Below are 12,975 nucleotides of genomic sequence, written 5' to 3' on the forward strand. Positions count from 1 at the left end.
CTCGCCGCGGCGGCCCTGCTGCGCACCCCGCCGAACGACCCGGCGCCCGCCTCGCCGGTCACGCCCGCGGCCCCGCCGCCGGGCCCGCTCCCGCCGCAGGAGGCCGGACCGCCCGCCGAGTGGGCGCCGGCCGACCACGACCTGCTCGCACGGCTCCGGGCCGCCCTGGTGGAACTCGGGTGACGTGCGCGACCGCTTCGGGAAACTGATCGAAAGGCTGACGAAGGTGGCCGTACCAGCGACGACCGCGACCGCACCGGCGGCGGAACCGGACGTGACGGCGGAACTCCGGACGCTGCGGGCCCGCGTCCCGCGGCTCACCGGGAGCCTCGTCGCGTCCGCCGACGGGCTGCTCGTCGCGGCGGACCTCCCGCCGTCCGTCGAACCGTCCGGCATGGCGGCGGTGACCGCGTCCGGGCTGTCCCTCGCGCACCGCATCGCGCAGACCGCGCACGGCGGCGCGTTCCACGAGGTCGTCATCCGCGGCGTCGACGGCTACGTCGTCACCTACGCCGCCGGGCCCACCGCGTCCCTCACCGTCCTCGCCGAGGCCGGCGCCAACGTCGGGCGCCTCCACCTGGAGGCCCGGCCCGCCGCCCGCGCCATCGCCGCGCACCTCGCCCGCACCTGACCCCGCGCACCTGACCCCGCGCACCTGACCCCGCTCACCGCACCGCGCCGCCCGTGACCGCGCACCACGACGAACCGAAAGGGAGACCCCATGTCCAACCTGGACCTGTCGCTCAAGGACATGATGACGATCGACGGCGCCATCGGCGCGGCCGTCGTCGACTACAACAGCGGCATGGCCCTCGGCCACCTCGGCAGCTCCAAGGCCCTCGACCTCACCGTCGCCGCCGCCGGGAACACCGAGGTCGTGCGGGCCAAGCTCCGCACCATCGAGCAACTCGGCATCAAGGAGGAGATCGAGGACGTCCTCATCAGCCTCTCCGCCCAGTACCACCTGATCCGGCCCGTGACCGGCCGCAAGGGCAAGGGCCTGTTCCTCTACATGGCCCTGGACCGCACCCGCGCCAACCTCGCCCTGGCCCGCCACCGCCTCCGCGACATCGAGGAGAACCTCGAGATCTAGGCCGCGGCCGCGCCGCCCGCGGCCACCGGCCGCCGGTGGCGCGGGCGGCACCCTCGGCGAGCAGCCGGGTCGGCGCCGGGGCGTCCTGGCCGATCAGCCGCAGCAGCACGTCCCGCGCCGCCGGCCGCTCCCCGGGCGCGGTCCGCAGCCCCTCGCCGACCAGCGTTCGCAGGGTCGCCGACGCCCGCGCCGGGAAGTCGCCGAGGTCGGCCTCCCCGCGCAGCTTGCGGTACATGATCTGCGGGATCGAGTCGGCCCCGTGCGGCGGCCGCCCCGTCGCCGCCTGCACCATCGTGCAGGCCCACGCGTACACGTCGGCGGCGGGCCCGACGCGCCCGCCCTCGAACTGCTCCGGCGCCATGTAGGCGGGCGTGCCGATCGCCTGCCCCGTGACGGACGAGCCCGCGTCGGTGATCCGCGCGATCCCGAAGTCGATGACGCGGGGGCCGTCCGGGCCGAGCAGCACGTTGTCCGGCTTGAAGTCGCGGTGCACGATGCCCGCCTCCGCGATCGCGGCGAGCGCGGTGATGGTGCCGATCGCCAGCCGGTCCAGCGCGCCGCCCGACCGCGTCCCCTCCTCGGCGACGGCGCGCCGCAGCGACGGGCCCGTCACGTACTCGCTCACCACGTACGGCAGCTCCCCGGCGATGTCGGCGTCGAGGACCTGCGCCGTGCAGAACGACGCGACCCGCCGTGCGGCGTCGATCTCCCGGAAGAACCGCTCGCGCGCGCGGGGATGGTCCAGTGCGGCGGCGTGCAGCACCTTGACCGCGACGCGCCGCCCGTCGGCGTCCTCGGCGAGGTACACCACGCCCTGCCCGCCCTGCCCGAGCCGCCGCAGCAGCCGGTAGCCGCCGAGCGTCCGGGGGTCGGCGAGGCCGAGGGCCGCGCCCGCCCGCTGCACGGGGACGCCGGTTCCGCCGGTGACCGAGGCGCCCGGAACATCGGAGACCACGCGCGCGACGTCGTCCTCGCGCAGTTCGGCGCGGTCCGGCGCGCCGGCCGCCGCGGCCCGCTCCTCGGCCTCCGCGAGCCGCCGCTCCAGGTCGGGCAGCTCCCCGTACAGCAGCCGCGCCGCCGTCTCCAGGTCGCCGTCGCGCTGCGCCCGCTCCGCCTCGGCCCGGACGTCCTCGGCGCGGCGCCGCAGGTCCGCGGACCGGTCGCGGTCGTCCCGCGCGTGGTACCACCGGGCCCGCAGCGCGCGCTCGCCCTCCTGCGCGTCCGCCAGCCTGCGGTCCAGCTCCGCGAGCCGTGCGCGGGACGCGGCGTCGTCCTCCGCGAGCAGCGCGAACCGCTCGATCTCCAGCCGGGTGACCGCGCGCTCCGCCTCCCGCACCTCCTCCGGCGCGTCCTCCGCGTCGACCTGCAGCCGCGTCGCGGCCTCGTCCAGCAGCCCGATCGCGCCGCCGCGCCGGGCCGCCGCCATGATCCGGTCGAGTTCGCCGTCCGGCATCGCCGCGAGGTCGAGCGCGACCAGGCGGACGCCGCGCAGCGCGGCCGGCACCTCGCCCGCCTCGACGCGGTGCGCGAGGCCCGCGATCAGGGCGCTCTTGCCGGCGCCGCGCTCGCCGACCAGCAGCGCGTTCCCGCCGTCCCGCCGGGACAGGATCTCGACCAGCCGGCGCGACTCCGCCGCGCGGCCGACGATCCGGTCGAGCCTCCCCTCCCCGGCCCGCAGCGTGAGGTCCTGCGCGTACGGCGACCGGATGACCTCCCGCCCCGCCTGCCCGCTGAGCAGCCGCTGCCGGGTCAGGTCCATCGCGCGCAGCAGCCGTCCCACCGGATCGTCCCCGGCGGCGAGCCCGGCGAGCAGCCGGACGGGCGACACCTCCCCGCCCGCGGCCTCCTCCGACGCCACCGCGACCGACATCCGCGGCGCCGTGCCGGGCGCACCGGAGCCCGCGCCGCCCGGCTCGTCCGGCGGCGCCGGGAGCCGCGCGAGCAGCGCCTCCGCCTCCTCCCGCAACCCCACGGCGGTGAAGCCGGTGGACGCGAGCAGCGCCCCGACCTCGGCCGTGTCCAGCAGCGCGACCAGCATGTGCGGCGTCCCGACCTCGGCGTGGCCTGCGCCCGCCGCCCGGTTCACCGCCGCCCTCAACGCCTCCCGGCCCTGCTCCGAAATCCTGTGTTCCACGTGCGACGGCTCCGCTCGGGGTACGGCGACTTCCGCCGCCATTGTGCCTCCGACCGGAGCCGCCGCAAGATCCCTACTTGGTGAGCGTCAGGCCGCGGGACGGCTGGACCGTCAGCTTGTCGGCGGCCTCGTCGAGGTCGACGACCACGTCGTCGCCGTCGCGGACGTCCCCGGCGAGCAGCTCGCGGGCCAGCTGGTCGCCGATCGCCGTCTGCACGAGGCGGCGCAGCGGGCGCGCACCGTACAGCGGGTCGTAGCCGGTCAGCGCCAGCCACTCGCGTGCCGCCTCCGTCACCTTCAGCGTGAGCTGCCGGTCCGCGAGACGGTCGGCGAGCCGGTCGACCTGCAGGTCCACGATCCGGGTCAGCTCCTCCGTGGACAGCGCGTCGAACAGGATCACGTCGTCCAGCCGGTTCAGGAACTCCGGCTTGAAGGAGTCGCGGACCGCGGCCCACACCGCCTCCCGCTTCGCCCCGTTCTCCATCGCCGGGTCCACCAGGAACTGCGACCCGATGTTGGAGGTCAGGATCAGGATGGCGTTGCGGAAGTCGACCGTGCGGCCCTGCCCGTCGGTGAGGCGCCCGTCGTCCAGCACCTGGAGCAGGATGTCGAACACCTCCGGGTGCGCCTTCTCCACCTCGTCCAGCAGCACCACCGAGTACGGGCGGCGCCGGACGGCCTCGGTGAGCTGGCCGCCCTCCTCGTAGCCGACATACCCGGGGGGCGCGCCGACGAGCCGGGCGACCGAGTGCTTCTCGGAGTACTCGCTCATGTCGATGCGGGTCATCGCCCGCTCGTCGTCGAACAGGAACTCCGCGAGCGCCTTCGCCAGCTCCGTCTTGCCGACACCGGTCGGGCCGAGGAACAGGAACGAGCCCGTCGGACGGTCCGGGTCGGAGATGCCCGCGCGCGCACGGCGCACCGCGTCCGACACCGTCTTCACCGCGGCGGTCTGGCCGATGAGCCGGTGCCCCAGCTCCTCCTCCATCCGCAGCAGCTTGCCCGTCTCGCCCTCCAGCAGCCGGCCCGCCGGGATCCCCGTCCACGACGCGACGACGTCCGCGACGTCGTCCGGGCCGACCTCCTCCTTCACCATCGTGTCGCGGCTGTCCGCCGCCTCCGACGCCGCCTCCAGCTGCTTCTCCAGCTCCGGGATCTCCCCGTACACCAGCCGCGACGACGTCTCCAGGTCACCGTCGCGCTCGGCCCGCTCCGCCTCGCCGCGCAGCTGGTCGATCCGCTCCTTGATCTCGCCGACCCGGTTCAGCTCGCCCTTCTCCCGCTCCCAGCGGGCGTTCAGGCCGCTCAGATGCTCCTGCTTGTCCGCCAGGTCGGCGCGGAGCCGCTCCAGGCGCTGCCGGGACGCCTCGTCGGTCTCCTTCTCCAGGTTCATCTGCTCCATCTTCAGCCGGTCCACCGCGCGCTGCAGCTCGTCGATCTCGACGGGCCGGGAGTCGATCTCCATGCGCAGCCGCGACGCGGCCTCGTCCACCAGGTCGATCGCCTTGTCCGGCAGGAACCGGGACGTGATGTAGCGGTCCGACAGCGTCGCCGCCGCCACCAGCGCCGAGTCGTTGATCTGCACCTTGTGGTGCGCCTCGTACCGGCCCTTCAGCCCGCGCAGGATCGCGATCGAGTCCTCCACCGACGGCTCGCCGACGAACACCTGCTGGAACCGCCGCTCCAGCGCCGGGTCCTTCTCGATCCGCTCCCGGTACTCGTCCAGCGTCGTCGCGCCGATCATCCGCAGCTCGCCGCGCGCCAGCATCGGCTTCAGCATGTTCCCGGCGTCCATCGCGCCCTCGGCCGCGCCCGCCCCGACGACGGTGTGCAGCTCGTCGATGAACGTGACGACCTGCCCCTCCGACTCCTTGATCTCGTTCAGGACGGCCTTCAGCCGCTCCTCGAACTCGCCGCGGAACTTCGCGCCCGCGACCATCGCGCCGAGGTCCAGCGACACCAGCCGCTTGCCGCGCAGCGACTCCGGCACGTCGCCCGCCACGATCCGCTGCGCGAGCCCCTCGACGACCGCGGTCTTGCCGACGCCCGGCTCGCCGATCAGCACCGGGTTGTTCTTCGTCCGCCGCGACAGCACCTGCACGACCCGGCGGATCTCCGAGTCACGCCCGATCACCGGGTCCAGCCGGCCGTCCCGCGCCGCCTCCGTCAGGTCGACGCCGTACTTCTCCAGCGACTGGTAGGTGCCCTCCGGGTTCTCGCTGGTCACCCGGGCGTGCCCGCGGACCTTCTCGAACGCGTCCAGCAGCGCCTGCGGCGTCGCGCCGAACTCCTTCAGCAGCCCCGCCGCCGGCCCGCCGTCCGCCGCGAGGCCGACCAGCAGGTGCTCGGTCGAGACGTACTCGTCCTCCAGCTGCTGCGCCCGCGCGCCCGCCGTGTTGATCGCCCGGCTCAGCTGCCCCGACAGCCGCGGCGTCGCGACCGTCGAGCCCTGCGCCTTCGGCATCGCCGCGAGCTGCTCCTCGGCCCGCCGCCGGATCGCCTGCCAGTCCGCGCCGACCGCCTCCAGCAGCGGCACCGCGGTGCCCTCCGGCAGCCCGATCAGCGCGACCAGCAGGTGCTGCGGCTCCACCTCCGGGTGCCCCTCGGCCGCCGCCCTGCGGACCGCGACCGACACCGCCTCCTGGCTCTTCTGCGTCAGCTTGACGTCCATGTCCCCGTACTCCTGAGAGAGTTACTCCCGGTTGCGCTCGTGCCACACCACGACGCTGGTCTGCCTGATCGGCACCAGGTCGGAGCCGGGAGTGCCGCCCGGGTCCCCGCGCCGCCGCTGCTGCGCCAGGCGCGCCGCGACCGACCGGGTCGATTCGAGTTCGTTCGCGAGCTCCTCCAGGGCGGCGTGCGCCTTGGCGAGCTCCTCGCGGAGCCGCACGTTGTCGCGCTGCAGCTCCAGGATGTGCTTGATGCCGGAGAGGTTGACGCCCTCCTCCTGGGAGAGCCGCTGGATCTCGCGCAGCATCACGATGTCGCGCATCGAGTACCGGCGGCCCCGGCCGGCCGTGCGGCCCGGGCACACCAGCCCCATCCGGTCATAGGTGCGCAGCGTCTGCGGGTGCAGCCCGGACAGCTGCGCCGCCACCGAGATCACATAGACCGGGGTGTCGTCGCCGAACGGATCCATGACCTCACTCCGTTCTCGCCTGCTGGAGCAGCTCGCCGCGCAGGTCGTCGCCGGCGCCCGCGTCGCGCAGCCGCTCCAGCGCCTCACGGGCCTGGTCGTCGAGCTTCTGCGGCACCTGCACGTCCACGGTGACGAGCAGGTCGCCCTTCGTGCCGTCGCGCCGCGTCGCGCCGCGGCCCCGCACCCGGAACGTCCGGCCGTTCGGGGTGCCCTCCGGCAGCCGCAGCGTCACCGGCTGCCCCTGGAACGTCGGCACCCGGATCTCCGCGCCGAGCGCCGCCTCCGGGAACGTCACCGGCACGGTCATCGTCAGGTTGTCGCCGGTGCGGCCGAACACCTTGTGCGGCAGCACCTTGATGTTCACGTACAGGTCGCCCTGCGGGCCGCCGTTCTCGCCCGGCGCGCCCTTGCCCTTCAGCCGGATCCGCTGCCCGTCCGCGACGCCCGCCGGGATACGGGCCTGGATGGTGCGGTCCGACTGCTTGCGGCCGCTGCCGTGGCAGGTCGGGCACGGGTCGTCCACGACCAGCCCGCGGCCGTGGCACTCCCGGCACGGCTCCTGGAACCCGAAGTTCCCGAGGTTGCGGGTCTCGTGCCCGGTGCCCTCGCAGCTCGGGCACACCCGCGGCACCGTGCCGGCCTTCGCGCCGGTGCCCCGGCACGACGGGCACGCCGCCTCGCTGGTCAGCTTGATCGGGACGGTCACGCCGTTCATCGCGCGGCCGAACGACAGCGTCACGTCCGTCTCCACGTCCGCGCCGCGCCGCGCCCGCCGCGTCCCCGCCGTGCGGGTCCCCCCGCCGCCGCGGTTGAACAGGCCGCCGAACAGGTCGCCGATGCGCTCGCCCGCGCCGCCCGTCTGCGCGCCCCCGGTCTGCCCGAAGATGTCCCCCAGGTCGAAGGGGAAGCCCCCGCCGCCCTGCTGGCCGCGGAAACCGCCCGGCATGGACCGCACCGCGTCGTACTCCTTGCGGCGCTTGTCGTCCGACAGGACGTCGTACGCCTCGGAGACCTCCTTGAAGCGGTCCTCGGCGTCGGCGTCCCCCTTGTTGGCGTCCGGGTGGTACTTGCGCGCCAGCTTCCGGTAGGACTTCTTGATCTCCTCCTGCGAGGCCGACTTCGAGACACCGAGGACTTTGTAGTAGTCCTTCTCCAGGTAGTCCTTGGTGCTCACGGCGCCCCGCTCTCTGCTATCGCCACTTGCGTCTTGTCTTCACGTGCGCCGCGGGGCCCGCCCCGTCCCGGGACGGGGCGGGCCCCGCGGGTGGATCACTCGCCCTCGTCGCCGCTCTCGTCGTCGGCGCCGGCGTTCGGGTCGGGCTCGGCGACCGCGACGCGGGCGGGCCGCAGGACCCGCTCCCCGATCCGGTAGCCGGGCTGCAGGACGTCCACCACGCTCGTCTCGGTCACGTCCGCCGAGTACGCGTGCATGAGCGCCTCGTGGACGGTCGGGTCGAACGGCTCGGACTTCTCGCCGAACTTCTCCAGGCCGAGCTTGCCGGTGACCGCCTCCAGGCTCTCCGCGACGGACTTGAACCCGCCGGTGAGCTCCTCGTGGTCCCGGGCGCGGCCGATGTCGTCCAGCACCGGGAGCAGCTCGGACAGCACCTGCCCGAGGGCCTGCTCGCGGACCGCGACCCGGTCCCGCTCGACCCGCTTGCGGTAGTTGTCGTACTCGGCCTTGAGCCGCTGGAGGTCGGCCAGCCGCTCGTTCAGCTGCGTCTTCAGCGAGGAGACCTCCTCATCGGATTCCCCGGTGCCCCCGTTGGCCGGGGCCTCCGGGGCCGGCTCCTCCGCCGGCTCCCGGAGCTTCCCCGTCTTCGGGTCGATGCGCCGCTTGTCGCGGATCACCGGGCCCTCCTGCTCCTCGCCCTCGCGGGAAGAGGAAGTCACGAGGCGTCACCCTTCGGCTTGTCGTCGTCCACGATCTCGGCGTCGACGACCTCGTCGTCCTGCGCGCCCTGGGCGTCGGCCGTCGGGCCGGCGTCCTCGGCGCCCGGCTGGGCGCCCTCGGGGTTCTGCGCGTACATCGCCGCGCCCATCTTCTGGGAGACCTGCGCGAGCTTCTCGGCGCTGCCCTTGATCGCGTCGACGTCGGTGCCCTCCAGGGCCTTCTTCACCTCGGCGATCGCGTCGTTGACCTCGGTCTTCAGCTCCGCGGGGACCTTCTCGTCGTTCTCCCGCAGGAACTTCTCGGTCGAGTACGCGAGGGTGTCGGCCTGGTTGCGGACCTCGGCCTCCTCCTTGCGCTTGCGGTCCTCCTCGGCGTAGTTCTCGGCGTCGCGCATCATCTTCTCGATGTCCTCCTTGGGCAGCGCGCTGCCGCCCGTGATGACCATCGACTGCTCGCGACCCGTGCCCTGGTCCTTCGCGCTGACGTTGACGATGCCGTTGGCGTCGATGTCGAAGGTGACCTCGATCTGCGGGACGCCGCGCGGTGCCGGCGGCAGGCCGGTCAGCTGGAAGGTGCCGAGCTTCTTGTTGTACGCGGCGATCTCGCGCTCGCCCTGGTAGACCTGGATCTCCACGGACGGCTGGTTGTCATCGGCGGTGGTGAACGTCTCCGACCGCTTGGTCGGGATCGTGGTGTTCCGCTCGATGATCTTGGTGAAGATGCCGCCCTTGGTCTCGATGCCGAGGCTCAGCGGGGTCACGTCCAGCAGCAGGACGTCCTTGACCTCGCCCTTCAGCACGCCGGCCTGCAGGCTCGCGCCGATCGCGACGACCTCGTCGGGGTTGACGCCCTTGTTCGGCTCCTTGCCGCCGGTCAGCTCCTTGACCAGCTCGGACACCGCGGGCATCCGGGTGGAGCCGCCGACCAGGACGACCTGGTCGATGTCGCCGACGGTGATGCCGGCGTCCTTGAGCACCGAGTTGAACGGCGCCTTGGTCCGGTCGAGCAGGTCGGAGGTCATCCGCTGGAACTCGGCCCGGGTGAGCTTCTCGTCCAGGTGCAGCGGGCCCTCGGCGGACGCGGTGATGTACGGCAGGTTGATCTGCGTCTCGGACGAGCCGGACAGCTCGATCTTCGCCTTCTCCGCGGCCTCGCGGAGCCGCTGCAGCGCCATCTTGTCCTTGGACAGGTCGACGCCGTTGGCGTTCTTGAACTTCTCCACCAGCCAGTCGACGACCTTGTTGTCCCAGTCGTCGCCGCCGAGGTGGTTGTCACCGGAGGTGGCCTTCACCTCGACCACGCCGTCGCCGACCTCCAGCAGGGACACGTCGAACGTGCCGCCGCCGAGGTCGAACACCAGGATGGTGGCCTCGTTCTCCTTCTCCAGGTGGTAGGCCAGCGCGGCCGAGGTCGGCTCGTTGATGATGCGCAGGACGTTCAGGCCCGCGATCTGGCCGGCCTCCTTGGTGGCCTGGCGCTGGTGGTCGGAGAAGTAGGCGGGGACGGTGATGACCGCGTCGGTGACCGTCTCGCCCAGGTAGGACTCGGCGTCCCGCTTCAGCTTCTGCAGCACGAACGCGCTGATCTGCTGGGGGGTGAAGTCCTTGTCGTCGATCTTGGTCTTCCAGTCGGTGCCCATCTCGCGCTTGACCGACCGGATCGTCCGGTCGACGTTGGTCACCGCCTGGCGCTTGGCGACCTCGCCGACCAGGACCTCCCCGTTCTTGGCGAAGGCGACGACGGACGGCGTGGTCCGCGACCCCTCCGCGTTGGCGATGACGGTGGGCTCGCCGCCCTCCAGGATCGCGACGACCGAGTTGGTCGTCCCGAGGTCGATGCCGACCGCACGTGCCATGTCTCTCGTCCTCCGTCGTTTCCGGTGTTATCGCGCCCCGGTCGCCCCCGGGGTGCGGCCGGTCGATGTCTTGTCTGTCCGCAAGAGTGCCCGGCCGCCGGCTCGTTGTCAAATGACTTGAGTCGACCAGACTCAACTTTGCTGACGCCCTCTACAACAGGACGTGTGAGCCACCTATTCCGGTTCCCGATCCGGCCCCGCGAACCGGGATCCGGTGCGAAAGCGGCGGGGGGTTCCGGGTGATACGTCTGTGACCGCCATCCGTGCGACGGAAAGGCACCACATGACAGGGGACCCCCTCGCCGCGGCACCGCCCCGGGCCGCCCGCGGCCCGGCCGTGCCGCGGCCGTCCCTGCACGACCCCGAACGGTTCGGGGAGGTCTTCGACGCGCACTTCGCCGAGATCCACGGCTACGCGGCCAGGCGCCTCGGCCCCGACGCCGCGTCCGACGTCGCCTCCCAGACCTTCCTGGAGGCGTTCCGCCGCCGCGACCGCTACGACCCCGCGCGGGCGGCCGTCCGCACCTGGCTGTACGGCATCGCGACGAACCTGATCGCCAAGCACCGGCGCAGCGAGGTGCGCGCCCTGCGGGCCCGCGCGCGGCTCGGCCCCGGCGACACCGGCGGCGGCGAGGGCCACGCGGACGCGGTGGACGCCCGCGTCAGCGCGCAGGGCCTGCGCGGCCGGCTGGCCGGGGCGATCGCGGCGCTGCCCGCCGGGGAGCGCGACGTGCTGCTGCTCGTCGCGCTCGCCGACCTCAGCCACGAGGAGGTCGCGGCGGCGCTGGACGTCCCGTACGGGACGGTCGGCTCCCGGCTCAGCCGGGCCAGGAGGAAGGTGCGCGAAGCACTCGGCGGGACCAACCCTATGCGCGATGTGGAGGACGACCATGGATGAGCTGCGGACCGTCCGGGAGGCGTACGGCGACCCCGCGCCGCCGGCCATGACGAAGATCGCGCGGGCGCGCGCGCTGTGGGAGGAGAAGCCGCCGCGGAGGTCCCGGTTCGGGTGGCCGTTCCGGGTCGGCCTCGGCGCGGTCGCCGCCGGTGCCGCGGTGGCCGTCGCCGTCGCGCTCACCGGCCACGGCACGCCGGACGGCGGAGCGCGCACCGGCCCGGGCGGGCGGGGGGTGCTCGACCTGGACGAGCAGGCGGTGCTGCAGGCGGCGGCGAAGGCGGAACTGGCACCGACCGGCAGGTACTGGTCGTCCGACCACATCCTCGGCCAGTCCTACATCGTCCGGGCGAAGACCGGGACGTACGCGATCACCGGTGCGCTCACCGAGTCGTTCACCTGGGCCGGGGCGGAGAAGGGGACCGGCGAGGGGTACGCCGACCGGGACCTGCCGGCGCGGCCGATCACGCCGCAGGACGAGGCGGCATGGCGGCGCTCCGGTTCCCCGGCGGCGCTGCGGGTCTGGTCGGGCGACAAGTGGCTCACCTTCCCCACCGGGGCGACGAAGGCGGCGCGGTGGCGGGCCGACGGCCCGGAACGCGGCGGAGACGCCGGGGGCGGCGGGGACTTCCTCGGCGAGTCGGTCGAGGAACTGCAGAACCTGCCGTCGGATCCGGCCGAACTCGCCCAGAGGTTCCTGACCCCGGCGCAGATGGGGAAGGCGCTGCGCCTCCGGGCGAGAGGAGCGGTCAAGAGCCCGCCCGGAGGATGGGCCCTCATCAGGATCGCCCGGGTGGCGGCGCTGCTGAACGCGCCGGTCCCGCCGAAGGTCCGGGCCGGGCTGATCCGCGCGCTGGCCGCCCAGCCGGGCATCCACGCGATCGGCCGCGTCACCGACCCGCTGGGCCGCCAGGGGGTCGCGCTCGCCGCCGACGAGCGCGCGGTGAAGGTCACCGGCGAGTACGGCGGGCCCGCCGCCGAGCGCGGCACCTACCGCTCCCGCGAAGTGATCGTCTTCGACGAGCGCACCGGTGCGCTGCTGTCCCGCCAGAACCAGCTGACCGTGCCCGGCGGGCCGTACGCGGAGATGAAGCCGGGCTTCATCATCGACTACTCGGCCGTCCGCTCGGCGCGGTGGACCGACACGAAGCCGGCGCCGCCCGCACGGCTGCCGTTCCCGTCCCGCTGATATCCGGGATGCTCCGGTAAGAACCGGGGGCTCCGCATCACTACCCGGGTGACGGAACCCCCGGACGAAGGGCTCGGACCTTGTCGGACCCCGAAGACATCGCCCGGTTCACGGCGCTGTACGACGCGCACCATCCGCGCGTCCACGCCTATGCCGTGAGCCGGGTCGGCGTGCAGGCCGCCGAAGAGATCACCAGCGAGACGTTCTGCGTCGCGTGGCGGCGCTTCCGCGACCTTCCGGACGAGCCGCTGCCGTGGCTGCTCGGCATCGCCCGCAACCTGCTGCGCGAGTCGTACCGGGCGCGGGACCGGCAGGACGCGCTGGCCCGCGAGCTGCGCACCTGGGCGGCCGGCGAGCCGCCCGCCGGCGACGTCGGGGAGGCGGTGGCCGAGCGCGCGGGGATGCTGCGCGCGCTCGCCTCGCTGCCCGACGCCGACCGCGAGCTGCTGGCGCTGGTCGCCTGGCACGGGCTGTCGCCGGGCCGGGCGGCGAAGGTCGTCGGCTGCTCGAAGGCGTCGTTCTACGTGCGGCTGCACCGGGCGCGGCGGCGCCTGGAACGCGCGCTGACCGGGGAGTCGCGGGCGCCGGACCCCGGCGCGCTCGCGCCCCGCCCGTCCCTGGTCACTCCCGAGAGGAAGGTCGTCCGATGAAGCATGACGTGATGAGGGCGCTGGCGGACGCGCGGCCCGCGCAGCTCGACCCGCCCGCGGACCCGGCCGCGGCCCGCGCCCGCCGGGAGCGCGACCTCGGGCGCGCGTTGCGCGCGGACGCGGACG

10 protein-coding genes and 2 pseudogenes are annotated in these 12,975 nt (G+C 73.8%); 6 read left to right on the plus strand and 6 right to left on the minus strand.

The genetic code is table 11. From position 1 onward, the window contains the following. The 3 genes and pseudogenes from F9B16_RS51730 to F9B16_RS53210 form a co-directional block, all read left to right on the plus strand. A pseudogene (locus F9B16_RS51730) lies at window positions 1-183 on the plus strand (hypothetical protein); the annotation flags it as partial. 43 nt (window positions 184-226) lie between these two features. After that, window positions 227-631 (plus strand): roadblock/LC7 domain-containing protein, encoded by a 405-nt coding sequence (locus F9B16_RS43460; protein WP_151545229.1) that lies wholly within the window; start codon window positions 227-229, stop codon window positions 629-631. A gap of 90 nt (window positions 632-721) precedes the next feature. Further along, window positions 722-1,093 carry a hypothetical protein gene (locus tag F9B16_RS53210; protein ID WP_151545228.1) on the plus strand — a complete coding sequence of 124 codons (372 nt, stop codon included), beginning with the start codon at window positions 722-724 and terminating at the stop codon, window positions 1,091-1,093. Between the two features lie 115 nt (window positions 1,094-1,208). On the opposite strand, the pseudogene F9B16_RS43470 reads toward F9B16_RS53210, so the two are convergent. The 6 genes and pseudogenes from F9B16_RS43470 to dnaK all read right to left on the minus strand — a co-directional run. Next, window positions 1,209-3,269, minus strand: a pseudogene (locus F9B16_RS43470) (protein kinase domain-containing protein); the annotation flags it as partial. A gap of 31 nt (window positions 3,270-3,300) precedes the next feature. Beyond that, window positions 3,301-5,898 (minus strand): ATP-dependent chaperone ClpB, encoded by a 2,598-nt coding sequence (clpB, locus tag F9B16_RS43475; protein WP_151546115.1) that lies wholly within the window; start codon window positions 5,896-5,898, stop codon window positions 3,301-3,303. Window positions 5,899-5,919: 21 nt separating this feature from the next. Then, the gene (locus F9B16_RS43480) at window positions 5,920-6,366 is read right to left on the minus strand and encodes a heat shock protein transcriptional repressor HspR (protein ID WP_151546116.1); all 447 of its coding nucleotides are present in this window, start codon (window positions 6,364-6,366) and stop codon (window positions 5,920-5,922) included. Between the two features lie 4 nt (window positions 6,367-6,370). Continuing rightward, window positions 6,371-7,540, minus strand: a complete 1,170-nt coding sequence (gene dnaJ, locus F9B16_RS43485; protein WP_151546117.1) for a molecular chaperone DnaJ — start codon at window positions 7,538-7,540, stop codon at window positions 6,371-6,373. A 95-nt stretch (window positions 7,541-7,635) separates the two neighbouring features. Continuing rightward, window positions 7,636-8,259, minus strand: a complete 624-nt coding sequence (grpE, locus tag F9B16_RS43490) for a nucleotide exchange factor GrpE (RefSeq protein ID WP_151546118.1) — start codon at window positions 8,257-8,259, stop codon at window positions 7,636-7,638. Next, window positions 8,256-10,115, minus strand: a complete 1,860-nt coding sequence (gene dnaK / locus F9B16_RS43495) for a molecular chaperone DnaK (RefSeq protein ID WP_151546119.1) — start codon at window positions 10,113-10,115, stop codon at window positions 8,256-8,258. Before dnaK ends, grpE begins: the two co-directional genes overlap by 4 nt. A gap of 283 nt (window positions 10,116-10,398) precedes the next feature. Between dnaK and F9B16_RS43500 the strand changes: the two genes are divergently transcribed. The 3 genes from F9B16_RS43500 to F9B16_RS43510 all read left to right on the plus strand — a co-directional run bounded on the left by F9B16_RS43500 (window position 10,399) and on the right by F9B16_RS43510 (window position 12,849). Next, on the plus strand, window positions 10,399-11,013 hold the full coding sequence (locus F9B16_RS43500) for an RNA polymerase sigma factor (protein ID WP_151546120.1): 615 nt from the start codon (window positions 10,399-10,401) through the stop codon (window positions 11,011-11,013). Continuing rightward, window positions 11,006-12,199 (plus strand): hypothetical protein, encoded by a 1,194-nt coding sequence (locus F9B16_RS43505; RefSeq protein ID WP_151546121.1) that lies wholly within the window; start codon window positions 11,006-11,008, stop codon window positions 12,197-12,199. Before F9B16_RS43500 ends, F9B16_RS43505 begins: the two co-directional genes overlap by 8 nt. A gap of 80 nt (window positions 12,200-12,279) precedes the next feature. After that, a complete protein-coding gene (locus F9B16_RS43510) occupies window positions 12,280-12,849 on the plus strand; it encodes an RNA polymerase sigma factor (protein WP_151546122.1) in 570 nt (189 codons plus the stop codon). The last annotated feature ends 126 nt before the right edge of the window (window positions 12,850-12,975 follow it).

The organism is Actinomadura montaniterrae (assembly GCF_008923365.1).
GTDB classification, from domain to species: domain Bacteria; phylum Actinomycetota; class Actinomycetes; order Streptosporangiales; family Streptosporangiaceae; genus Spirillospora; species Spirillospora montaniterrae.